General features: G+C 40.1%; 21 protein-coding genes. 11 read left to right on the plus strand and 10 right to left on the minus strand.

What is annotated here, in order from left to right:
* Positions 1-3: 3 nt before the first annotated feature.
* Positions 4-459, minus strand: a complete 456-nt coding sequence (gene spoVAC, locus B5F08_RS04850; RefSeq protein WP_242968277.1) for a stage V sporulation protein AC — start codon at positions 457-459, stop codon at positions 4-6.
* A 163-nt stretch (positions 460-622) separates the two neighbouring features.
* On the opposite strand from spoVAC, the gene B5F08_RS04855 reads away from it, so the two are divergent.
* The 8 genes from B5F08_RS04855 (at position 623) to B5F08_RS04890 (ending at position 10709) form a co-directional block, all read left to right on the plus strand.
* Positions 623-1426: an amidohydrolase family protein gene (locus B5F08_RS04855; protein WP_087376942.1), complete on the plus strand. Its 804-nt coding sequence runs from the start codon at positions 623-625 to the stop codon at positions 1424-1426.
* A gap of 173 nt (positions 1427-1599) precedes the next feature.
* Positions 1600-3117, plus strand: a complete 1518-nt coding sequence (locus B5F08_RS04860) for a hypothetical protein (protein ID WP_087376944.1) — start codon at positions 1600-1602, stop codon at positions 3115-3117.
* Positions 3118-3143: 26 nt separating this feature from the next.
* A complete protein-coding gene (locus B5F08_RS04865; RefSeq protein WP_087376946.1) occupies positions 3144-4301 on the plus strand; it encodes a hypothetical protein in 1158 nt (385 codons plus the stop codon).
* Between the two features lie 238 nt (positions 4302-4539).
* Positions 4540-4854 carry a hypothetical protein gene (locus B5F08_RS04870; protein WP_087376948.1) on the plus strand — a complete coding sequence of 105 codons (315 nt, stop codon included), beginning with the start codon at positions 4540-4542 and terminating at the stop codon, positions 4852-4854.
* Positions 4855-4877: 23 nt separating this feature from the next.
* A complete protein-coding gene (locus B5F08_RS04875; protein ID WP_087376950.1) occupies positions 4878-6350 on the plus strand; it encodes an extracellular solute-binding protein in 1473 nt (490 codons plus the stop codon).
* Between the two features lie 83 nt (positions 6351-6433).
* Positions 6434-7597 carry a hypothetical protein gene (locus B5F08_RS04880; RefSeq protein WP_087376952.1) on the plus strand — a complete coding sequence of 388 codons (1164 nt, stop codon included), beginning with the start codon at positions 6434-6436 and terminating at the stop codon, positions 7595-7597.
* Between the two features lie 35 nt (positions 7598-7632).
* Complete coding sequence (locus tag B5F08_RS04885; RefSeq protein ID WP_087376954.1) at positions 7633-8514, plus strand: ABC transporter ATP-binding protein; 882 nt, start codon at positions 7633-7635, stop codon at positions 8512-8514.
* Positions 8511-10709, plus strand: coding sequence for a hypothetical protein (locus B5F08_RS04890; RefSeq protein ID WP_087376956.1), 2199 nt, complete (start codon positions 8511-8513; stop codon positions 10707-10709). Before B5F08_RS04885 ends, B5F08_RS04890 begins: the two co-directional genes overlap by 4 nt.
* Positions 10710-10799: 90 nt before the next feature.
* On the opposite strand, the gene B5F08_RS04895 is transcribed toward B5F08_RS04890, so the two are convergent.
* From B5F08_RS04895 to B5F08_RS04935, 8 genes are all read right to left on the minus strand, one after another.
* Positions 10800-11027 carry a hypothetical protein gene (locus tag B5F08_RS04895; RefSeq protein WP_087376958.1) on the minus strand — a complete coding sequence of 76 codons (228 nt, stop codon included), beginning with the start codon at positions 11025-11027 and terminating at the stop codon, positions 10800-10802.
* Positions 11028-11046: 19 nt separating this feature from the next.
* Positions 11047-13083 carry an ABC transporter permease gene (locus B5F08_RS04900; protein WP_087376960.1) on the minus strand — a complete coding sequence of 679 codons (2037 nt, stop codon included), beginning with the start codon at positions 13081-13083 and terminating at the stop codon, positions 11047-11049.
* Positions 13080-13844, minus strand: a complete 765-nt coding sequence (locus tag B5F08_RS04905) for an ABC transporter ATP-binding protein (RefSeq protein ID WP_087376962.1) — start codon at positions 13842-13844, stop codon at positions 13080-13082. Before B5F08_RS04905 ends, B5F08_RS04900 begins: the two co-directional genes overlap by 4 nt.
* A gap of 527 nt (positions 13845-14371) precedes the next feature.
* A complete protein-coding gene (locus B5F08_RS04915) occupies positions 14372-14812 on the minus strand; it encodes a hypothetical protein (RefSeq protein WP_087376966.1) in 441 nt (146 codons plus the stop codon).
* A gap of 12 nt (positions 14813-14824) precedes the next feature.
* On the minus strand, positions 14825-16639 hold the full coding sequence (locus B5F08_RS04920; RefSeq protein ID WP_087376968.1) for a class B sortase: 1815 nt from the start codon (positions 16637-16639) through the stop codon (positions 14825-14827).
* 40 nt (positions 16640-16679) lie between these two features.
* Positions 16680-17852, minus strand: a complete 1173-nt coding sequence (gene thiI / locus B5F08_RS04925) for a tRNA uracil 4-sulfurtransferase ThiI (protein WP_087376970.1) — start codon at positions 17850-17852, stop codon at positions 16680-16682.
* 21 nt (positions 17853-17873) lie between these two features.
* Positions 17874-19013: a cysteine desulfurase family protein gene (locus B5F08_RS04930; RefSeq protein ID WP_087376973.1), complete on the minus strand. Its 1140-nt coding sequence runs from the start codon at positions 19011-19013 to the stop codon at positions 17874-17876.
* 247 nt (positions 19014-19260) lie between these two features.
* Positions 19261-20142 carry an AraC family transcriptional regulator gene (locus B5F08_RS04935; protein ID WP_087376975.1) on the minus strand — a complete coding sequence of 294 codons (882 nt, stop codon included), beginning with the start codon at positions 20140-20142 and terminating at the stop codon, positions 19261-19263.
* A 113-nt stretch (positions 20143-20255) separates the two neighbouring features.
* Here B5F08_RS04935 and B5F08_RS04940 point away from each other — a divergent pair, with 113 nt between their 5' ends.
* From B5F08_RS04940 to B5F08_RS04950, 3 genes are all read left to right on the plus strand, one after another.
* On the plus strand, positions 20256-21878 hold the full coding sequence (locus B5F08_RS04940) for a glycoside hydrolase family 13 protein (RefSeq protein ID WP_087376977.1): 1623 nt from the start codon (positions 20256-20258) through the stop codon (positions 21876-21878).
* A gap of 115 nt (positions 21879-21993) precedes the next feature.
* Complete coding sequence (locus B5F08_RS04945; protein WP_087376979.1) at positions 21994-22665, plus strand: response regulator transcription factor; 672 nt, start codon at positions 21994-21996, stop codon at positions 22663-22665.
* 13 nt (positions 22666-22678) lie between these two features.
* Entirely contained in the window at positions 22679-23671 is a 993-nt protein-coding gene (locus B5F08_RS04950) for a sensor histidine kinase (RefSeq protein WP_087376981.1), read from the plus strand.
* Between the two features lie 130 nt (positions 23672-23801).
* Here B5F08_RS04950 and nagB read toward each other — a convergent pair whose 3' ends face one another.
* The gene (gene nagB / locus B5F08_RS04955) at positions 23802-24569 is read right to left on the minus strand and encodes a glucosamine-6-phosphate deaminase (RefSeq protein WP_087376983.1); all 768 of its coding nucleotides are present in this window, start codon (positions 24567-24569) and stop codon (positions 23802-23804) included.
* Positions 24570-24642: the final 73 nt, after the last annotated feature.

The following is a 24642-nucleotide window of genomic DNA, read 5'->3' on the forward strand; positions in this document are numbered from 1 at the left end:
CTCCTATGCCTTTGTTATAATCTTCATAAGAAAAACAACAACCCCGTAAACCACGCCTGCGGCTATCGAGTAGACTATTACGGGGCCGGCTATTACGAACATCTTAACTCCCACTCCGGTTATGAAACCCTCTGTGCGAAATTCGATTGCTGAGGACGCCACGGAGTTTGCAAAGCCTGTTATGGGAACCAGGGTTCCGGCTCCCGCCTTGCTTCCTATCTTTTCATAAATTCCGAAAGCTGTCAATGTTACACCTATAAAAATCATTGTAATTGTATTGAGCATTCCTGCCTCTTCCTTTGAAAAGCCAAAGCTCAAATAGGTATCAAGAAAAATCTGACCCACGGTGCAAATCAAGCCGCCTATAAGAAATGCAAACACACAGTTTTTCAAAGTGGGCGACGGCGGAGAGATTTTCTCTGTCAGTTTTGAATATTCCTCTTTTGTGATTTTTTTCATGTTTATCACCTTTATCATTTTGTTTTAAAGTAGTATTTTCCCCGCTGTTTCCCTTTATTCAAATAAACAACGGAAAAATTAACTTGAATTGCTGTGAAAACAGATGTATAATTATACTGTATTCTTTTAATAAATTATAGCTTTAAATCAAGGAAGTGTTTATATGGTTATAGATATTCACACACATATTTTTCCGCCAAAGCTTGCACCCCACGCTATAAAGGCTTTGGAAAATTCCGCAGGCGCTCACGCCTTTTTAAATGGTACCAAAGAGGATTTAATAAAATCCATGAGGGAAAACGGCATTGACATAAGCGTAAACATGCCGGTAGCCTCAAGAGCAGACCAGGTTCATTCAATAAACAATTATTCAATAGAGGTAAACAACCAGGGCGATACAACAGGACTTTATTCCTTCGGCGCTTGTCATCCTTTAAATCCCGACATGAAAGAGGAGCTTAAAAGACTTAAATCAGCAGGAATAAAGGGAATAAAAATACATCCTGATTTTCAGGGACTATATCTCGACGACGAAGCGGTTGTCCGCATTATGGAATACGCCGCAGAGCTGGGACTTATAATCCTAATCCACTGCGGAATGGATCCATCATTCCCGGATGTTCACAGAAGCACACCGAAACGACTTGCCGGTATTCTCCCAAGACTTAACGGTGCAAAAATAATCGCCGCACACATGGGCGGTTATGGATATATGGATGATGTTGAAGATTGCCTTGTGAGCAAGGATGTATACATCGACACAAGCTTCACCATAGGAAAGTTTGATGAAAAGCAGATTTTAAGAATTTTACAAAACCACAATCCCGACAAAATTCTTTTCGGAACCGATTCCCCTTGGGATGACCAGAAAAATGCTTTGAAGCTTTTTAAAGAGCTTCCTCTTTCCGAGGAACTGAAAGAAAAAATTCTCTGGAAAAACAGCAAAAATCTTTTAGAAATACTTTAATATAACTACATACTAATCAGCGTCCTTTTGGGCGCTGATTTTTTTATTTACAACACCTTCCAATTATTAAAAAATTCTTAATTTTTACATAAATTGTTGAAAAGTTTTTTGGATGTTATATAATTAAATTAACGAAATATTAAAAATAATTGCAAAAGTAAGGAGTTGATATTATGAGGAAAAATTTTAAGAAAATTCTATGCTGTCTGCTTGCAGTCACTGTACTTGCAGGTGTTCTTACCCTTTCAGGATGTAAGGAAGAACAAAACACAGCCACAATTAAATGGGGTATTTACAGATGTTCAGAGGAAGACGCCGTAATTTTGGAAAGCTCTCTCAATGCGGAGCTTGAAAACCTGTCAAAGCCCTACCGTGTGGATATTTCCGGCTTTAATTATTCCGACTACAACGATGATTATGAAAAGCTTTCCTCAGATTTCGATATTTTCTATCTGGAAAACAGTAACAATCCCGATGATTTCACGTCGTATCTTCAAGACATTATAAACTGTGTGGAAAACGGATGTTTCATGGCTCTTGACGACATCTTTTTTGAGGGTCAGGAGGAAATTATAGTGAACACAATTACAGAGCAATATGTCATTGAAGAAAATCTTGATTACGGAAAATTTGACGGCGTTCAGTACATATTCCCCACCAACATAAGCTCAGTAAAAAATGCAATATCAGTAGGCACAAGCTTTGGAGTTAAGACAAAGTTATTCGAGGAAGCTCAACTGCCTATGGAAGAATACATGGTGGATATAACAGAAGCCGACCAGCTTCTTGAAAAGCTTTCACAATATTCAAGCACCCTTATATATCTTCCCACAGACAGCCTTGTGGATATAGTGAATCATGACACAAGCATTGATAAAAAATACGTTCTTCCATACGGTGTTTACGGTTTTCACTACGTTGTACCCAAAAATCTGATGTTTTATCTTGAAATATATACCTATCTTTTCCCGGTTTCGGGAGTGGGAATGACAAGGGAAACAGAGCCGAAAGTTTTTAACCTTTTCTCCGATGAATACTTTATAGACTATGTAAAAGCTATGGTGAGATATCGTGAAAAGGGATATACAACGCAATTAGACACCTTTGATATAAACAATTCAATGGGGCACGGAGTAAAGGATTTACCTATAGTGGCAGGCGATTTTACTCTTCTGCCCACCGGTTCAGGAAAATATATTTACTATTCTCCGGAATCCATACAAAAAACAAGTCTCTGCGGTCTTGCTGTATCCTCAAAAACCGAGAAAAAGGATGAAGCTTTAGCATTTCTTTACGACCTCATAACAGACAAGGATGTTAAAAAGTCCCTTTACTCAGAAAGTGACCAATACTATGTGAGCCTTTTTGATGAGGAACTTTGCAGAGTAGCTTTCTCTCCAAAAGATGAAAACGGCGACCGTATCGCCCCTTATCTTGAAGCATTGGAAAACGCTCAGGAGATTGACAAACCAAACGGTTTTGACCTTACTGGACTTGAGGATGTAAAAGAACAAATCGACCTTTATGTCTGTGAAATAACCAGAAACTTTTTCTATGATAACGGAGTTTTAGCCGATGAAAACGGAAATATAACTGAAGAAAGCATTGAAAAAGGTATGGCAGAAGTTGCCCAGCACCTTGAGGAATTGGGTATTCAGCAAATTATCGACCGAATTGAAGAACAGCTTTAAAGGCTTAGATAAAAGGAAGTGATTTTATGAAAGTTAAAAAACTATCATTGATTATATGTCTTGCTTTATTGCTTTACGCATTTACAGCCTGCTCCAAAAATGAGAAAACACAGACGACAGAATGGGAAAGCTACAGCACAACAGGCTTTAAAGTCTACAAAGACGGTGTATTTTTCACCGACAATAACACTATTCTCCACTACTTCGACGCCTCTTCAAAGGAAAACGTCATATTGTGCGATAAAAAGGACTGTCAGCACTCCGGCTCAAGCTGTCACGGATATATAGGTTCATCCAGAGGTTACGTGGTTTCCGGTGAGCATATCTACACCTTAAATAGCAATGATTCCTTTGACACTCTTATTGAGTCAAATATAGATTACACAAATCACAGAGAAACCGTATCCTTAGGCAAAGCCTTGACAGAACAGGGATATTATATATCAGCAGACAGCTTTTTGGTTTCCGGCGATTATCTTTACTATTTAGCGCAGGTTACAAACTTTGATACAGGCGACTCCTATTACGGAATTTACGGTATAAACATAAAAACCGGAAAAGAAACCACAATAGCTGACCGCCAAAAAAGCTCAAGCGACCTGAATATTGTCAGCGTCTGCGGCCCTGAGATAATCTATTTTACCTCTTATCTTGACGAAGAGCTTAGCAATCAGATTTACGGAATTGAGCAGGAGACTATAGACTGGGAACAGTGGAATAAAAAATTTAAAGAAATCGAAGAACAAAGAACCTACAGCGTATACAGGTACAATATAGAGACAAGGGAAACAACAGTATTTTACGAAAACAAAACAACAACGCTCCCCCTTTTCGCAAATGAAAACTCCTTGTATTGTATGAACTATACCATTGAAGAAACAAGCTTTGCTGCCGACAAATATTTCACTGTTGACCAGAAAACACAGGAAGAAAAAACCGTTACTGAGGATGAGTATTACAAAGCCTTTAGAGGATATACCGACAGAGAAAAGGAAACCATAACCGGCGGCAATGAGAATATAAGCATTTACTGCCTTGTAGACAGCGGCTATATAGGCACAAGAACCGACAAAAAAGTTCCGACAGGTGAAAATTCTTACCTTATAACAAAGCAAAGCTATGTTTTAATAGATAAAAACAATCCTCAAAATGAGCCTTTTGTTTTCTATACTTTTGAAAAATAACTTTAAAAATTTTTTAAAAATCACGCAAAAAGCTTGCAATTATATTTTTAATATGTTATACTCTTACCATAATAAATTTTAAATAAGTTGATTATTTTTATATGCAATTTACAGTAAACTATTTTAGGAGGGGAGTCCGATGTGCTGTTGTTAAATTTAGATTTATAAAAAATGTCCATTCATACCAAACAACAGGTGTTTATAATATGATGGAATACACTACTACGGTGAGCTTCAGTTGGGACTTAGCACTTCAAATATTTATGCAAAAGGAACAACAAGCCGTACTTCGGGTGGAAACGGATTTACAGGTGTCACCGTATATGCTACCGGCAATAAGGCAGAAGGAAGTATTGGTAAATATACAGATTATAAAGGCTATTCTACCGGAGGTAGTTATGCTGAAGTGTACCTCCGCAGTGGTAATGTAAATGGCGGAATGGGTAGTATTGACGGAGCTGTGGGACAGCACTATGTCACAAGCAAAAGTGTAGATTCTGCTTTTACTACATATGGTAACTACAGCTATCTCTTTGATTATTATGATTTATAAGCCTTAAACAAGAAGGTGATTTTATGAGGTTTAAAAAACTAATTTCCGCTTTGCTTTGTATGGTTATTGTTGTTTCTTTGTTTTCAGGCTGTAACAATGAAGACAAACCGGTCACTCTCAGCGTAAGACTCACTTTTTCAATAGGCACAGAGCTTGAAGAATACGAGGACGATATAAATGCAAAGCTCGAGGAGCTTCAAAAGCCCTATCGTCTTGATTTTTCAACAGTTCGTTACCAAGAATATTTTGACGAAGATGGGAACTTTACAAATTACAGCAAGCTGATTGACGATTTTGATGTTTTTTATGTTGACAACGGTATTGTAAGCAACAGCACTTCTGTTCAGGGAATCCCCCAGCTTCTTGAAAACCAATGTCTTTATTCCCCTGAGGATTTATGGACGGAGGAGCAGTACGAGGACGTAAAGAAAGAATACCTCATAGATGAAAACCTGGATTCCGGAAGATATAAAGGCAAGCTCTATATAATACCCACCTCTTTCGGAGTTATTATACCTTTCAGCACAGACGGCGGCTTTGCCATAGACAAAGAGCTTTTTGAAAAAGCCAATCTCACGGAGGAAGACTACATGGTGGATATAACCCAGGCGGACGCCCTCTTCCAAAAGCTCTATGAAGCCAACGAATATGAAGCTTTGTTTGCATATGACACTATTCCTGCTCATTTTAAGACTTATTCGGTTGAAAATTATATTGTAAAGGTTATCTCTACTCATTGCAATAAATACAAATATCTGGTTTCGGGAGTAGGAGTCACAAAGGAAAACTCTCCAAGGGTATTCAACCTGTTTTCCGACCCGTATATGGTTGAATTTATAAAGGCTATGGCGAGATATAAAAACGCCGGGTATATGACTGAAACAGTTACGTCTGCAAAAGTAAATGTCTCTATATCTTCCACCAGCAAAAATACTATCGCAGCCTTTGGCTCTATGTATGTAACACCATCACCAACCGGAACATACGGCTATTACCCACCGGACAATATGCAGGAAACCGTTCTTACAGGTATGGCTATATCCTCAAAAACACAGCACAAAGATGAAGCGGCGCAGCTTCTCTATGACCTTGTATGTGACGATGAGGTAAAGAAGCTTTTTGGAAAGCATGATGTAAACGCCCTGTATACAATAAATGTTTGCCAGGATATGGATGTAAATGAGTGGTCTGACGCCTATTATCCTGCGGACGAAAGCGGAGACAGAGTTACGCCTTATCTTGAAACTGTAGAAATCGCAAAGCCCTATGACAATATTTCCTATATAGACCTTACAGGGCTTGAGGAGAAAAAGGAAGCCATTGACAGCTATATAATTGAGATAAGTGAAAGCTTTTTCGACGAAAACGGAGTTTTAGCCGATGAAAACGGAAAGCTTACAGATGAAAGCGTAGAAAAAGGAATGGCGGAAATTGCACAGCGCCTTGAGGAGCTGGGTATTCAGGAGATTATAGACCGTATTTCAGAGCAGGTTTAGCTCTTTCTGAAAATAAAATTTTATTAAAATATTGGCTCTGCGAATAAAAAACGCAGAGCCAATATTGCTAACGGGGTGATTTTATGAAGCTTAGAAAACTTTCACTGATTATGTGTCTTGTTTTATTGATGTCCTTATTTACAGCCTGCTCCGGCAATGAAGAAACACAGCAGCCGCTGCAGTGGGTTAGCCACACTGCAACCGGCTTTAAAGTCTATAAGGAAGGTGTATTTTTCGTAGACAAAAACGGTATACTCCAATATTTTGATGCCGCTTCAAAAAAAACTGTAGTATTGTGCGACAAAAAAGACTGTCAACATTCCGGCAAAAGCTGTCACGGATATATAGGCTCAGCCTATAGTTACAATGTATCCGGCGGCAAAATCTACACCTTAAACGATGAAGACTCCCTTTACACCCTAATTGAGTCGGATATAGACTTTACAAACCACAAAGAAACCGTAACTCTGGGAAAAGAACTTTCCGAAGAGGGATTTTATATAGATCCAATGAGACCTTTGGTTTCCGGAGATTATATATACTATGTAACAGAGGTCTCAAACTTCAACACAGGTGAATCCTATTATGGAATATACGGCGCAAATTTAAAAACCGGCAAGGAAGCCACTATTATTGACCATATGGAACAAGGAACATTAGACATTGTAAGTGTCTGCGACTCTGAAATAATATATTTTACCTCATATCTTGACAAGGAGCTAAGCAATGAGATTTACGGTAGTATTCCAAACGAATTAGACTTTGAAGAATACAGTAAAAAATTCAAAGAGTACGAAGAACAGAGAACCTACAGAACATATAAATATAATATAGAAACAGGAGAAACCAAAGTGCTTTACGAAAATAAAGCGGCTGCACTTCCTGTTTTTGCCGATGAAAACTACTTATATGCTTACACCTACACTGTTTATGAAGCTACGCAGTCCTTTGTTCCCGATAGATATTTTACTGTTGACCTTAAAACTCAGGAAGAAAAAACCATCGGCAAGGACGAATTTGAGAAAAAACAGCGTGGCTTCTCCGAAAGCGAGGCAGACGCCATAACCGGCGGCAGTGAGGATTTGGTTATTTACTGCCTGACGGACAGCGGCTATATAGGCACAAGAACCGACAAAAAAGTTCCGACAGGTGAAAATTCTTACACTATAACAGGACAAAGCTACGTTTTAATAGATAAAAACAATCCTCAAAGCGAACCCTTTGCTTTTTACAGCTGGGAGGATTAACAATAGCAAAAACTATATAAAAGGAGGGCGGTTATATGGAGCTTAAACTAAAAAACATAACAAAGCAGTACGGTGAGAAAAAAGCCCTTGACAATTTTTCCCTCACCTTCAAGCCGGGCATATACGGACTTTTAGGGCCCAACGGCTCGGGAAAATCCACAATGATGAAAATTATCACCGACAACATAAGCCCCACAAAGGGCGAGGTTTTTTGGGATTCCACACCCATTTTAAAAATGGGCGACCAATACCGCTCACTTTTAGGCTATATGCCCCAGCAGCAGGGAATATACGACAACTTTACCGCAAGGCGTTTTTTGTGGTACATGTGCGCTTTAAAGGGTATCCCGAAAAGGGAAATCCCCAAAACGGTGGAACAGGCGGCAAAAAAAGTTAATCTCTATGACGTTTTGGACAAAAAGCTTGGGGGCTTTTCCGGCGGAATGAAGCAGAGAGTTTTAATAACTCAGGCGATTTTGGGCGACCCGAAAATACTTATCTTCGACGAACCCACCGCAGGACTTGACCCCAAGGAGCGCATAAGAATAAGAAATTTAATTTCGGAAATCGCCTTTGACCGAATTGTAATAATCGCCACACATGTTGTGCCTGATATTGAATTTATCGCCAAAAAGGTGGTTATGCTGAAAAGCGGCGTGTGTTACGGCTGTCTGCCACCGTCAAAATGGCTTAAAACAGCAGAGGGCAAGGTTTTTGAATTTCCCGCAAGGGAGAAGGACATTCCCTTTATTGAAAAGCTTTTCGTGGTGGGAAATTTAAGGCGTGACGAAAAGGACACGGTATGGGTAAGAGTGGTTTCCGACAAGAAACCCAAAGCCCCCAGACTTTCCGTTCTCCCTCCCACACTTGAGGATGTTTACCTGTATATGTTCAACGACAGAGGTGAGAAAAAATGATTTTATGGGAACTTAAAAAAATTCTCACCGGAAAAATCGCTTTACTGCTTATTATGGCTTTGGGTATAAATCTTTTTATTTTCTACTACACCGAAAGCCTTGAAACTCAGGAAAATCCCTATTTCACACCCCAGAATTACCGCAGTGTTTTTGCGGAAATGGAAAATCTGAACACATCCGAAAGGGTTTCATTTCTTAAAAATAAAATAGACGTCATACAGGAAAAAATAAACGACCCGGAAACCGGCTACGACGAAAATCTTTACGACGAGAGAGATTTTCTAAATGAGCTTTACGAGGAAGCTTTGTTTATACAAAACTACGAAAATTTCCTCACGGACTCAGAGGAAAACGCCTTGAAAAAGACCTCTGTTTCAATCTTCGGAGAAAAAGGCTCCTTTGCCTACAACAACGCCATAAAAATGGCAGAGGACTTTCAAAGCCTCCACGGAACGCCTGTGTCCTTTGACAAAACCCACGGCATAACCGCCGCCACGGGACTTTTTACCGGGGACATTATAACAGTGTTTATTCTCCTTTTGATTGTGGGCGAGCTTCTTATAAAGGAACACCAGCAGGGCATAATGCCTGTTATCAGAACCACAAGAAAAGGCAGGAAGCAGGTTATACTTGCTAAAATATTCGCAGTGCTTATAATGTGCTTTTTTCTTTCCCTTATCTTTCTTTCCGTCAATCTGCTGTACTCCGCTGTTGTATACGGCTTGGGCGACCTTTCAAGGCCTGTCCAATCCCTGCCCGGCTTTGCCGCAAGCACAGTAAAAATAAACATCTGGCAGTATTTCATTCTTTTATGGATTGTAAAAGCCTTTGCATTTTTTATTGTGGCGTCAATAGCAATAATATTTTCTGTAATTTTCGCCAACAGCATCGCCGCCTACGGCTTTACGGGAATAATTCTTGCAATAAACTATGTTCTCTACTTTGTAATTCCCGTAACCTCACCGATGGCACAGCTTCATTTTTTGAACTTGGGAAACTTCCTTTCCGGAACCTCACTGTTCTGCGGTGAGGTAAACCTCAACATCTTTTCAGTCCCCATGGACGTGCTTACCATTTCACTTATAATTATGGCGGTACTTGCACTGGTTCTGCCCATAATAAGCGTTTTGATATTTGTAAAATCCAAAAAGGAAAAGGGCAAGCTGAAAATCTTCTCCCGACTGCCCTCTCCCCACAGGAAAAAATATTCCTCAGGGATTTTCAGTTACGAATGTTTCAAGCTTTTTGTAAGCAACGGGGCAATTATTATTTTCGCTGTTTTTATAGCGGTGCAGTTTCTAAGCTACCCGCAAAAAGACACTCTAACCGCCTACGAGCAGTGCGAAATAAGCTACATAGAAACATTAAAGGGCGAATACACAGAGGAAAAACTAAATTATCTGCAATCCGAGTACGAGGAAAACGCCGCCTTGAGCCATGACAATTTCACAGCAAGGACAAAGGCATACAGCATTGAAAGCAAGCTTCTCCCCCTTGCCTATCATTTGCAGGAGCTTGAAGCCCAGGGAGAAAATGCGGAGTTTGTCCCCTATTCCGGTTATGCATACCTATTTAATCCGGACTCAAAAACAGCGTCAGCTTCCGCCTGTTTTTTGATTTTGTTTATAGCAATATCGGTTACAAGCCTTTTCCCCATGGAAAAAGCCACAGGAATGAACCAGATTTTAACAACCACCCTTAAAGGCAAGGGAAAAACTGTAAGCACAAAGGTTAAAGCCTGTCTTATGCTCTCCGTAATCATGTGTGTTTTGGCTTTTGCGCCGGACTTTATCTACTGCCTGAGAATGTACGGCTTTGATAGTCTTATGAGCCAAAGTCAAAACCTTATGGTGCTTTCCGAAAGCTTTATGTCACTTCCCATAATGGTATATATGATAATTCTGTATCTTATAAGACTTTTGGGCGTTATAGGCCTTACGGTTATTATCTTAGGTATTTCCTCTCTTTTAAAATCTCAGATAATTTCCGTGCTTTTAAATCTTGCAATTTTCGGAGCGCCTGCTATTCTTTCAATGATTGATTTTAAAATCCTTGACAATTTCAGCATGGTGTCGATACTCTCCGCAAACAAGCTGTTTTTCAACAATTTACAGCTTATTCTATCCCTTTTGGGAATTATAATTCTCACCGCCCTTGGAGCGGTTTTACTTAAAAAATCTCAGAAAACATGTTAACTCATCCTTAAAAGCGAAAGCTCTGTGAAACCTATGTCGGTTCACAGAGCTTTTGCTTTTTATTTATAGAGTAATGTAGGTGAAAGCTGTTTAAAAATCATCGCCGCTGTTTATCGCCGAAACTATTTTATCTGTAGTCCACCAGACAGCGGCTATCATCATTGCACAAACCGCTATAGGCACAGCCAAAAGGAGAATTATACCCACCCCTGTACAGGTTATTACCCTGCTTATTGCTTTTTTCACGATGCCTTTTTCTTTCTTTTTTTCATGTACCTTATATATTTCTCCAGCTTGGCAAGTTATTTCTCCCTCCACTGTTGTCACCTCCGGTTTATTATTTTTCCTTTCCTCCGCTGACTATTGAATAATAGGCTCTCGAGGTGATTTTATACACCAGCATATAAAGCAGTGCAAACAAAAGGAAACATCCCACCGTCACCATTATCAAAAAGACTTTATTTACAAGTCCGAAAAGTATAAGCATTTTGTAAATCATCGGGAACGCAAAGGCGAGATGTACCCCTGAGGCGATAAGGGGCATAAAGAATACTGTGAGCATCTGTGAGTTTATGCTCTTTTTGATTTCTCTTTTAGTCATGCCCACCTTTTGCATTATCTCAAATCTGGACTGGTCCTCATAGCCCTCGGAAATCTGCTTGTAATACATAATAAGCACCGCCGCAAATATGAACACTATACCAAGTATTATTCCAAGGAAGAACAATCCGCCGAACAGTCCATAGAAAGACTGCTTTTCATTTGAGGCGCTTTCCACCGATACAACAAGGCTGCTGTCGGGATTTTCGATTTCCGAATTTCTCAAATTATCGCTTATTGCGTCGTAGACCTGAACCTGCTCTGTGTCTGAGGCGTTTAAATCAAAGCCTATGAATCTGCTTACCGTTTCCAGCGCCTCAGCGTTTGTCTGTGAAATTCTTTCAATCTGAACGCCAAGGTCAGGCACAAAGATATACAGAGCCGGAATAATCTGCATTGTATCCACGCCGTTGTTTTCAAAATTGGTACCTTTTGTCTTTATATTCAAAGGCTCCTGTCCCTTTATGCTTACAGTATCATAGCCGTAATTCATATCCTTGCTTGTGCTTATAAGCACCTCGTTATTCTCAAGTGTTTCCTTTGAGCCTGTTATTCTGTTGTAGTCCTCAAGGGGAACCATGAATATCTGCCACAAATCCCCTGTTGCGTAATCAAAGCCGCTTTCTCCGTCGTCGAAGACAATCTCTCCGTTTCTGATATAGCTTACAAAGGCAAGGGTTGAATAATCCAGAAAGTTTTCGGGACTATATCCCATATTTTCCGCTGTTTCAATGCTCATTTTTGCAATGCTGTTAGCGTCCTGTGAAATCAAATCTGAATATATCTGAGATGTCATAGTTATATTTATATTTCTGGGATATCTCTCCCTTAATGAATCCTCTTTTCCCAAATAAAGGCACACTGTAGAGGATATCATAACCAAAACCATGGTACAGAGTATGCATATTGAAGCGAGACCGGCTCCGTTTCTCTTCATTCTATAGCTCATGGATGAAACGGATACAAAATGGTTTGTCTTATAGTAGTAATTTTTCTTTTTCTGCAAAATCTTACAAAATGCCACAGAACCGGAAATAAATATAAGGTAAGTGGCGATGATTACCATAATAACCGCAAAGAAGAACGCCGCAAGTGTTGTTACAGGGTCTTTAATTGTAACTGCAAGATAGTAGGCGCATCCCAAAATCAAAACTCCCAAAACCGCAAAGAACCAGTTTGCTTTAGGCGGTTTTTCTCCCGCATTTTCACTGTGAAGCAAGGCTATAGGGTTTGAAAGATGAACCTGTCTGAGGGAATTTAAAAGTATTAAAAAGAATATAACCGCAAACAAAACCACAGTGTAATAAATAGCTTTATAATCAATGGTCACGCCAAAGGTTACATCCATGCTCATTATGTTTACCATAACAAGCTCTGCAAGCTTTGAAAACAAAACTCCCAAAGCCATTCCCACAGCTATTGAAAAAGCACCTATAAACAATGTTTCCCAAAGCATTACACGGGCGATATTTCTTTTGCCCATTCCCAAAATATTATACAGACCAAATTCCTTTTTTCTTCTTCGTACAAGAAAAGAGTTGGTATAAAAAAGGAAAATCACTGCAAAAAATCCAATTACATACACTCCAAAGCCGAGAATACCTCTCATAGTTTCTCCGCCGGGGTAGTTCATCATCATATCACTGCTTGAAAGAAAGGTTATAATATAGAACATCATAACCATACCTATGCAGGTTAAAATATATGGTATATAAAGCTTTTTATTTTTCTTTATGCCTGTAAGGGCAAGGCGTGAATAAATTCCTTTTTTCATCTTCTGTCACCGCCTGTTGCAAGCATAGTAAGTGTATCTGAAATCTTCTGATAGAACTGCTGTATTGTGTTATTCGCTCTATAAATCTGGTGGAACACCTCTCCGTCCTTTATGAACATAACACGTCCGGCATGGCTTGCCGCCTTTACTGAATGTGTAACCATTAAAATTGTCTGTCCGTACTTATTTATCTCTCCGAACAGCTCCAAAAGCTCATCTGTTGACTTTGAGTCCAAGGCTCCTGTAGGTTCGTCTGCCAAAATCAGCTTTGGGTTTGTAATCAATGCTCTTGCCACCGCCGCACGCTGTTTCTGACCGCCTGACACCTCGTAAGGATATTTTTTCAAAAGCTCGGTAATTCCCAGTCTTTGAGCTATAGGGTCAAGTCTTTCTTTCATTTCCCTATAGGGTCTGCCCGCAAGCACCAGCGGAAGATAAATATTATCCTCCAAAGAAAATGTATCAAGCAGGTTAAAATCCTGAAACACAAAGCCCAGATTATCACGTCTGAACGTTGCCACCTGTGATTCCTTTATCTTTGCCAAATTCTGACCGTCCAGCACAACAACTCCTGATGTAGGCTTATCCAAAGCCGCAAGGATATTGAGCAATGTAGTTTTACCTGAACCGGACTCACCCATAATTGCCACATATTCTCCGTTTTCTACGGAAAAGTTTACGTTTCTAAGGGCTTCAACTCTATTTCCGCCCAGTCGTGTTGTATATACCTTTCTAAGTCCGCTGACCTCCAAAATACTCATTCATATATCCTCCTTTATATTTTATTTCCGACGGAGAAAGGATAAGCTGGAAATTAGCTTCTGTTTTCCGTCGGGCGAAACCTTTTCCTTAACTTTTGGAATGGCTCGCTCATAGTTGACTTTTCTATTTTCGTTTTTTATCTCCGGCATAGAAAGGTCAAGTTTGAAATTAGCTTTTGTTTTCCGTCGGGCGAAACCTTTCCTAAATCTTTGGAACGGCTCGCTTACAGTTGGTTTTCTTTTTTTTCTGTGTCTATATTGTAACAGAAAACAAAACCCAAACGCCATAGAACTCCCTTACATTTCCCCCTCAATTTCTTACATTCATGTCACATCTTTTATTTCCGACCTGCAAAGGGAGGAAATAAAAGATTAACACCTGCACAGGTCGGGCGAGGTCTTTTCCTTAATTTTGAAATAGGCTGCTTACATTTAACTTTTCTTTTTAATTTATTTGAACCTGAAATATCCTTTGATTATATAATACAACAAAAACGGGATACCTCCATTGTGTATCCCGTTTTTTATTAAGCTTTTTTATTTTCTGCGTTTTTTACTTTTTCCTCGAAATATTTCGACAGCGGCTGGTCAAAAAGTTCGGAAATTCCCTCCGGGCTATCGGGAAGAGCCACAATACACTGGCTTCCCCTTTCGATTATATATCCGAATTTCTCGTGATTTTTTCCGTAAGGCAGCTTCTGAACATCGTCCATTGTGCCGCCGGCTTTTTCAACTGCCGACGAAAGGGTTTTCTCAAGTGAAATATCACCGGATGAGTTAAGTCCTCCCACCGTTATTACGATATTGCAGTGATTAAGTCCGTCGGTCATCATATTTCCCAGATACTCAGGATCTGCCGCACCGAGGATTTTCATTATGCTGACGCCGCATCCGGAAAGCTCTGTTTTCAAAGCCTTTTCGCAGAGAGCGGTTTTCTTTGCAAAATAATATATCAAATAACATTTCATATCCGTCACCTATTAGGATTCTGAGCTGTACAGGTCGCCGTCATACCAGCTTATCTCGCCGTCTGCATATGCCTCTGAAAAGCTCTTATCCTCCGGCTTTGTGCCGCCGTAGGTCCAGTAATAGACATCCGGCCATACCATATCCGTATTCACTGACGCATTGTCAACATTTACTGTTGGGTCCTCATCGGGACGAACACGTCGTGCAATAACTGCGGTTCTGAAATTTTCAAACTCATATGTGCAGGTTGAAAGTGTTATAAGCTGGTCATCCTCGTTTACAGTTACATCTGTGTCGATAATTGACCTTTCTCTTACATCGTATACAAAGTCAAGAAACTCATCATCGGAACTGAAATTACCTGCAAGGTAATTGAAAAATTCTCCGTGACTTTCCAGAGCGTTTGTATGGATTACAGCAATGATTTTCCAGTCCGCATTCCATTCAGGTGTATTGAAGTGAACTATCGGAGCTGACTTATAAAAATCAAGATTTACATTAGGCGTTCCGTTGCCGTCAGCAAAACCTGTACCGTAATATGTGAGATTTCCGAACATGCTTCCGTCGTTCATGTGATGACCGTGGAGAACGATATTTTTAGTATCAAGTCCGCCGTATGATGTTGGGTCGGTAAAGATTGAACCGTAGCTGTCCCACTGGTCGGCATAGTTGTGTGTAAGATAGTAGGGGTTTGTTGTTCCCGGCTCATCTCCTTCATGGGAAAGCACAGGATAGTCGATTACCGTATTGTCTATGGAAATCCAGCCTATTATCTCGTCGTTTATTTCCTTGAGAGCGTCCCAGTTGTATGAAATCTCTTCAGGCTCAGTTTCAGAGGTCTCCTCTGTTTCCTCGGTTTCATCTTGAATTTCTGTATTAGCTGTAGGCTTATTATAGAAAATATTCTGTATTTCGTTTTGGCGTTTTTCGTTTTGCGCAGGAAGAATTACAACCTCGTTTACAATCATAGCAGCGCATATAACTATTGTCACAAAAGCCACAAGGATAACAGACTTTCTCACAATCTCAAGAGGCCTATCCCCTTTGCACGGGAAATTTCTTCTGAAAAATCCCTTTTTGTTTTTCTTCTTCTCGGCTTTTTTAAGCTTTTTTTCCTCTTTTTTGGAAAGTGGCTCCGGAATAAACTCTATATCCTTTGGAATAGTGTTTTCCTCTTCCGTGGAAGAAATGATATCAACGCTCTCCTGTTCCTCATCGGTTGGTTCAGGCTCTGAGGTGCTGTAAATTTCGTTATTCTCAGTACTGTGTGTTTCCTCGGCGGGTTTCTGATTATCATTAGAAAAATCAAAACCATTCGGAAAAAGCAGGTTGCTTCCCCTGAACTTGTTCAAAGCGCAGGTTGTGGCTTCAAATATTAAATTTACAATATTTTTTTTCGCCAAGGTTTCACTGGGAAGTACAATTATCCTTGTGTTGTAAATTGTAAAGCAGTATCCGTTTTGACCGCATCCCAGATTGTCAATCGTAAACACTTTAACGTGAAATTGTTTGTTTCTATCCTGAATTGGGAGAGAGTTTTTATATCTGGTTTCCCAGTTATAAATAATTTTTGAAAACACTGACTGAAAATCCGCTCCGCAGGTTTCGTCAATGGCGTTAGCTATTATTATAATCTCCGGTGACGACTGGTCGTTTACACTGTTGATTATGGCTTCTTCTATTTTTGAGGTGCTTCTGTCAATCTCCGTCTTAAATAAAATCTGTATATCCAGTTTTGCAAGACCTGCTACAATAGCTCCCAAATTTTGATTAAGACGGTTTATTTCTTCCTGATTTCCTCGAATTGAAAATAATTCACAGTTCATTTAAGAAACATTCCTCCTTTACCGGATTTCGGCTTTGATTTCAAGGCTCAATCACAGTTACTTTAAGGTCTGAAAGAGCTTTTTCAATCATAGCGTCGAAATCTGCTTTTTCTTCTGCCTGTTTTATATATTTAAGAACCGGACGTGTGCGTGGATGTTTTGGTGTAAACACTGTGCAGCAGTCCTCGTAAGGCTCTATTGATGTTTCAAAAGTATCTATTTTTCTGGAAATAGTTATTATTTCCTCCTTGTCCATTCCGATAAGGGGACGGAAAACCAGCATGTCGGCGGCTTCGTCGGTGCAGGCAAGTGCGTGAATTGTCTGGCTTGCAACCTGACCCAAGCTTTCGCCTGTGATAAGGGCGGTACAGTCATTATCTGCGGCAATTCTTGAGGAAATTTTCATCATCATTCTTCTCATTATAATTGTGAAAAGCTCCTCAGGGCATTTGCTCTGGATTACCTCCTGAATTTCAGTAAAAGGAACTGTATACATGGTCATTCTTCCGCTGTAAAGGCTTACTTTTTTCAAAAGCTTTACAACCTTTTGCTCGGCTCTTTCACTGGTGTATGGAGGGCTTGCAAAGTGAATTGCTGTGAGCTTTATTCCTCTTTTTGCCATCATCCATGCGGCAACCGGAGAATCTATTCCTCCGCTTATAAGGATTGCGGCGTTTCCGCCTGTTCCAACAGGAATACCGCCTGCTCCTCTGATAACAGAACCACGCACATAAGCCGCAAAGTCACGGACTTCAACGGTTACAATTATGTCCGGGTTATGCACGTCAACGGTAAGGTGAGGGAATTTCTCAAGGATTTTCTCTCCTGTATATGCGCAGATTTCCGGTGATTTAAGAGGGAATTTTTTATCGGAACGCTTTGCCTCAACCTTAAATGTGGAAGCCTCCTCCAATTCCTCGCAGAGATACTCAAGTCCCTTGGAAACAATGTCGTCCATGTCCTTGTCGCAAACGCAGGCACGGGAAAATGCAACTATTCCAAAGATTTTTTCAATTCTTGAGCTTACCTCGTCCAAATCCACATCCTCGGAAAGAGGCTCAACATACAATGTGGACTGAGCGGAAGAAATTTTAAATGCGCCCAAATCACGCAGATTGTTTTTTATGTTCTTTTTGAGAATATCCTCAAAGGTTCTTCTGTTAAGGCCTTTAAGTGTAATCTCACCCAGTTTTATCAAAATTATTTCTCTCATTTTCATAAATCCTTTTCTTTATCAGTTGTATTTTTTTCTTACCAGTGAACCGCATCCGGAAATTATCCCCTCCACAAGTGCGTCCACATCCTCTTTTGTATTGAACTTTGAAAAGCTTATTCTAAGTGCGCTGTCAATTCTCTGGTCGGAAAGCTTCATAGCCTTTAAAACATAGCTTCTCTGACCCTTTGCGCAGGCGCTGGAACTGGAAATATATACACCCTTGGAAGCCAAATGGTGAAGCATAGTTTCGCTCTTTATTCCCAAAACCGAAATGTTGATAATATATGGCAGGCAATCCTTTGGAGAATTTACCTGTACTCCGTCGATTTGAAAAAGCTTTTCCAAGGCATAGTCACGCAGAGCGGTTATATTTTTCATATTTTCCTCAATGTCAAAAAGTGAAACCGCTGTTCCAAAAGCGCAGATAAGGGGAACTCCCTCAGTGCCTGGACGGATTTTTTTCTGCTGTTCGCCGCCGTGGATAAGTGGAATTATTCTCACACCTTTTCTTATGTAAAGTGCGCCAACACCTTTAGGGCCGTGAACCTTGTGTGCGCTTATGGTTATAAGATCAGCTCCCAACTTTGAAGCTTTAAGGGAAATTTTTCCGTAAGCCTGAACACAGTCCGTGTGGAACAAAGCAGGGGATTTTTTCCTTTTGATAATCTTTGCAATCTTGTCCGTCGGGAAAACAGCTCCCGTTTCGTTGTTCACTGTCATAACGGAAACAACCACAGTTTTTTCGTCTATTGCCTCTTCAATATCCTTTATATTGATATGTCCGTCCTCGTCGGGGAAAATTTTGACCACTTCAAAACCTTCCTTTTCAAGGCTTTCTGCTGTTTCCAAAACAGAACTGTGCTCAACAGCGGAGATAACTATTTTGTTTCCCTTGCGCTTTGCGGCGTGGGCGGCTCCGATTATAGCTGTGTTGTTGGCTTCTGTGCCGCCGCTTGTGAAGAATATTTCCTCAGGTGTTACGCCTAAGGATTTAGCGATTATTTCTCTTGATTTCTCCACCTCGTCTTCCGCTTCCATTCCCTTGTTGTGTAGGGATGAAGGGTTTCCGTATTTTGTTGTCATCATTTCAAAAGCTTTCTGTGCCGCTTCACGGCAAACCGCCGTTGTGGCGCTGTTGTCAAGATAATGCTCCGTCATAAAATCCCTGTCCTTGAGTAAGAATAAATTTCGTAACTTTTATTATACATCAAATTTTTATTCTTGGAAAGACTTTAACGCTAAATTGCGAAATCATCTAATATATATTGTTGAAAATGGAGCTTTTTAATCAATAAAACCTATTTATCCTTATTATAGACAGAGAAATTTTATCCGCTTTCTGTGACAAAGAAAAAACAATTTCGTGAGTGGATGTTGAATTTGATTTTTAAATAAATTACCGATATTAAGTTTTTATGGCTTTTACAAGCTCTTTATATTGTTTCGGAGTTACTCCCTTGTATTCCTTAAACTTCCTGATAAAGTAGCTGAAATTGTCAAAACCAACCTTTACAGCCGCTTCGGAAATTGATATATCAGACTGGGAAAGAAGCTTCGACGCCTTTTGTATTCTATACTCGTTTATGAAAACAATGGGTGTTTTTCCTGTTTCCTTATGGAAATAATTGCAGAAATAGTTGGGACTCATATAGCAGATTTTTGCCAGCTCCTCAAGGGTTATTTTATTTTCGTAATTTTCCTTTATATACCCTATCACTTTTTTCAATTTGCTTATTGAGTCCTCCTGTGTGGAGGTGGAAATATTCTGGGAAAAGCACTTATTTCTGCTTAAAATATCTATCACATGGAGAAGCTGGAGCTTTAAGGACAAAGCTCCGCCACTGGGGTTACTGTGATAAATTTTTACCGTTTCCTTTAAGTATGGCAGTATCTCCCTTTGCAGCCCTGACTGAGCATCACTGAAAACCGTAGGAAAAAGCATTTTATTTCCCGTCACAGGCTGCACAATGCTGTGCTGGCACAAATCGTAAAATTCAAAATCGAGGATTTTAGGCTGAAACACGATTGCGTGGTGCAGAGAGCTTCCGGTTGATTTAATTTCATGGAGTTCGCCGCTGTTTATAAAACAAATTTCATTTTCCGTGAGGGAATATTGTTTTCCGTGAACTGTGATATTTACAGAGCCGTGTTCAACATACACCCACTCAAATTCCTCATGCCAATGCTGGGGTACAAAATAGAAACCCTCGTTGTCGTGCTGGAAATACACCTGCAAAGGAAAAACCGGTGTGCCGTGGACTGTGTTTTCATGGAAAGGATTTGACATTGCGCTCACCTTAATCGTAATATTGTGTTATTTGATGTTAATATTATTGAAGATGAAAGAACTTTTTTATATTATACTCAAAGTAAGAAAAAAACACAAGGAGTGTGGATAAAATGCTGAAAGATTGGTGGAAAAACAGCGTTGTTTATCAGATTTACCCACGCAGTTTCTGCGACGGAAACGGCGACGGTGTTGGAGATATAAAGGGAATCATCTCAAAATTGTGGTATTTATCAAAGCTTGGAATTGACGTTATCTGGTTAAGCCCAACATACCCTTCCCCAAACGCCGACAACGGCTATGATATATCCGACTATTACGGTGTTTCCGAGGAATACGGCACCATGGACGAAATGAAAGAGCTTATCAAAAAGTGCGACGAGCTGGGCATAAAAATCGTTATGGACTTGGTTGTAAACCATTCCTCCGATGAACACCCATGGTTTATTGAAGCCAAAAAATCAAAGGACAACAAGTACCGTGATTTCTACATCTGGAGAAAAGGTGACGGAGAAAATCCTCCCAATGATTTAAAGGCATCATTCGGCGGAAGCGCATGGGAGTATTCTCCGGAAACAGGCGAGTATTACCTGCACTTTTTCAGCAAAAAACAGCCTGACTTGAACTGGGAAAATCCAAACATGAGAAAAGAAATCTGGAAAATGATGAACTACTGGATTGACTTGGGCATAGGCGGTTTCAGAATGGATGTTATAGATACTATAGGCAAGGTTCCCGACAAAAAGATAAGAGAGAACGGCCCTATGCTCCACGAGTACATTAAGGAAATGCACCGTGAAACTCTGGATGGCAAAAATCTTTTGACTGTGGGAGAATGTTGGAGTGCCAACACAGATGACGGAATTAAATACTCAAACCCCGAAAGACATGAACTGAGCATGATTTTCCAGTTTGAACAGTGTATGCTGGACAGAATCCCCGGCGGAGAACGCTGGGACTCAAGACCTTTACAGCTTACCGAGCTTAAACAGGTGTTCTCAAAATGGCAGAATGAGTTATACGGCAAAGGCTGGAACAGTCTGTTCTGGGACAATCACGACCTGCCGAGAATAGTTTCACGCTGGGGCAATGACGGAGAATACCGTGTGCTTTCTGCAAAAATGCTTGCAACTCTCCTCCATGGTATGCAGGGAACTCCCTACATCTACCAGGGCGAGGAAATAGGTATGACAAATGTTCCGTTTAACCGTCTTGAGGATTTTTCCGATATTGAAAGCGTAAACATGCGCAAGGAGTGGAAAGAAAAGGGAAAGACCGACGAAGAAATTTTAGTGTCACTCAAAAGAAACTCAAGGGACAATGCAAGAACCCCCATGCAGTGGAACAGCGGATATCAGGCAGGATTTACCACAGGAACACCATGGTACAAGTTAAACCCCAACTATGTTGAAATCAACGCCGAGGACGCATTGAATGACGAAAATTCAATTTTCTATTACTATCAAAAGCTTATAAAGCTGAGAAAAAGCACCCCTGCTATTATCCACGGAAAATACGAGCTTTTATTGCCCGAGGACGAGGATATTTACGCATATCTCAGAACCTACGAGGGCGAAACAATCCTTGTAGTATGCAACTTCCACAACTGCAACAGAACATTTTCCTTTGAGGGCAAGGGCGAAACACTTATTTCAAACTACCCCACAGAAAAAATCCTTGATTTAAAAAATATAGAGCTTAAACCTTACGAAAGCGCAATTTATAAAATTATCTGATTTTAAAACGAATCCCCACAAATTTGTTTATTTCCGTGGGGATTTTTGCTGTTGAGATATCTTTTCTTTGGTGATATACTTATTAAAAGAATTATTTAAAAATACGGAGAAAGCTATGTACAAGATATATATTGTAGAAGACGACAGCTCTATCGCTTCAGCTATAAAACAACAGGCGGAAATGTGGGATTTCACAGTCAAGGTGGCTCAGGATTTCAGAAACATTTTGGCTGAGTTTGCTTCATTCAGCCCTCATATTGTACTTTTGGATATTTCCCTGCCATTTTTCAACGGTTATCACTGGTGCAGTGAAATCCGTCGTGCTTCAAGCGTTCCGATAATTTTTATATCCTCAGCCTCTGACAACATGAATATAGTTATGGCTATGAACATGGGCGGCGACGATTTTGTGGCGAAGCCCTTTGACCAAAGCGTGCTTATGGCTAAAATTCAGGCGCTTTTGAGAAGAACCTACGATTTCGGAAAATCCGTCACCGTCTTTGAACACAGAGGAGCAATGCTCAACACAGGTGACAACACCTTGACCTACGGCGAAACAAAAATCATCCTCACAAAAAACGAATACAGAATTTTGCTTGCCCTTATGGAAAGCAAAGGGAAAATTGTTAGCCGTGAGAGACTTATGGAAAGACTTTGGGAAACCGACAGCTTTGTTGACGAAAACACACTTACTGTAAATGTAAACCGCCTGAGAAAAAAGCTGGACGCCGCAGGACTTAAAAATTTTATAACCACAAAATTCGGCGTGGGTTATGTGATACTGTGAAAGGCGGTTTATTATGAAGTTTCTCATTTCTTATTTAAACTACAGAAAAAAGGTTATACTGGTTTTCCTTATATTTGCCGTTATTTTTTCCGTATCCTTTGCCCTCTATCATCTTCCCTTGGGCGCTGTGCTGTACCCTTTAGCCTTATGTCTTTTGGTGGCTTTGATTTTTGTTATCCGTGATTTTAACAGCATACGAAAAACTCATAAGGATTTAGAAAAAATCAAAAAGCTTACAGTTTACGGAATGGAATTTCTTCCGGAAGCCAAAAACGAGATTGAAAAGGACTACGGAGATGTGGCTAACATTCTTTTTGAAGAAAACAAACAAATACGCCTTAAAATGGAAGAACGCTACAACGAAATGATAGACTACTACACCATGTGGGCTCATCAGATAAAAACTCCAATCGCCGCCATGAGGCTTAATCTTCAAAACGAAGACTCTGACTTTTCACGGAGGCTTACTGAGGATTTACAGAGAATAGAGCAGTATGTGGAAATGGTGCTTTGTTATCTCAGGCTTGATTCAAATTCCAGCGACTACGTAATCCGTGAATACGATATTGACAGTATTGTAAGGCAGGGCATAAAAAAATTTGCCAGCCAATTTATAAGAAAGAAAATAAAGCTTGACTATCGCCCCTCGGATTTAAAGGTTGTCACCGATGAAAAGTGGCTGTTATTTGTAATAGAGCAGGTTTTATCCAACAGCCTTAAATACACAAAGCAGGGAAGCATTTCCGTTTTTGTAAACGACAATCAAGAGCTTTGCATAAAGGACACAGGAATAGGAATTGCTCCGGAGGATTTGCCGAGAATTTTTGAAAACGGTTACACAGGCTACAACGGCAGAAACGACAAAAAAGCCAGCGGCATAGGTCTGTATCTATGCAAGAGAATTTGCAAAAATCTTGGACACGAAATAACAGCCTCCTCTGTCTTAGGCGAAGGCACAACCATAAAAATAAATCTTAACCAGAAAAAGATTTTTATTTCCGATTAAAATTCAGTAGTGCTTAAAAACTCAAAAATATTTTGATTTCAACAACTTCCTTTTTATACGAAAACTCCCCGATTTTGGATTATCCAAAACGGGGAGTTTTTTTAATTGATGTTATTTATTACATCAAAAATTATTTCTTTGGAAGACCGATAACAAGCTCTGGAGCCTTCTCGATAATCATTGAAAGAGCAGCTTCGTCAGCAACGATTGTTACGTCTGCATGGAGTCTGAGGATTGAAGCAGGAACGTCTGGCTTAACCTCTCCGCAAGCTGTCTTGTAAAGGATTTCTGCCTTATCTTTACCTGAAGCAACCATAAGGATTTTCTTTGCCTTCATGATTGTGCCGATACCCATTGTGTAAGCCTCGGTTGGAACGTCCTCTTTACGTGCAAAGAATCTCTTGTTTGCTTCGATTGTCATGTCTGTAAGCTTTACGCAGTGTGTGCCAACCGGGAAGCTGTCGTCCGGCTCGTTGAAGCCGATGTGACCGTCGTGACCGATACCGAGAAGCTGAATATCAACGCCGCCCAAATCTTCAACAACCTTGTCGTATCTCTTGCACTCTGCTTCTGCGTCAGGATTAGAACCGTCAGGAATGTTTGTCTTATCCATGTTGATGTTTACATACTTGAAAAGATTATTGTACATGAAATAAGCATAGCTCTGGTCGTTGTCCTTTGTAAGGCCTCTGTACTCGTCCAGGTTTGCTGTGTAGCAGCCATCGAAGCAAAGGTCGCCCTGCTCATACTTCTTGATAAGCTCTTTGTATGTTCCGATTGGGCTTGAACCAGTTGCAAGACCGAGAACACTGTTGTGCTTCATTGTAATCTGAGAAGCAATGATGTTGGCTGCCTTGCGGCTCATCTCATCATAATCTTTTGCAAATAAAATTTTCATTTCAATTATCCCCTTTGTCCAAATTTTGTTTACTTCTTTCTAATATATATTGAATAAATCAATAATTATTAAC

This window comes from Anaeromassilibacillus sp. An172 (genome assembly GCF_002160515.1).
Classification (GTDB): Bacteria; Bacillota; Clostridia; order Oscillospirales; family Acutalibacteraceae; genus Limousia; species Limousia pullorum.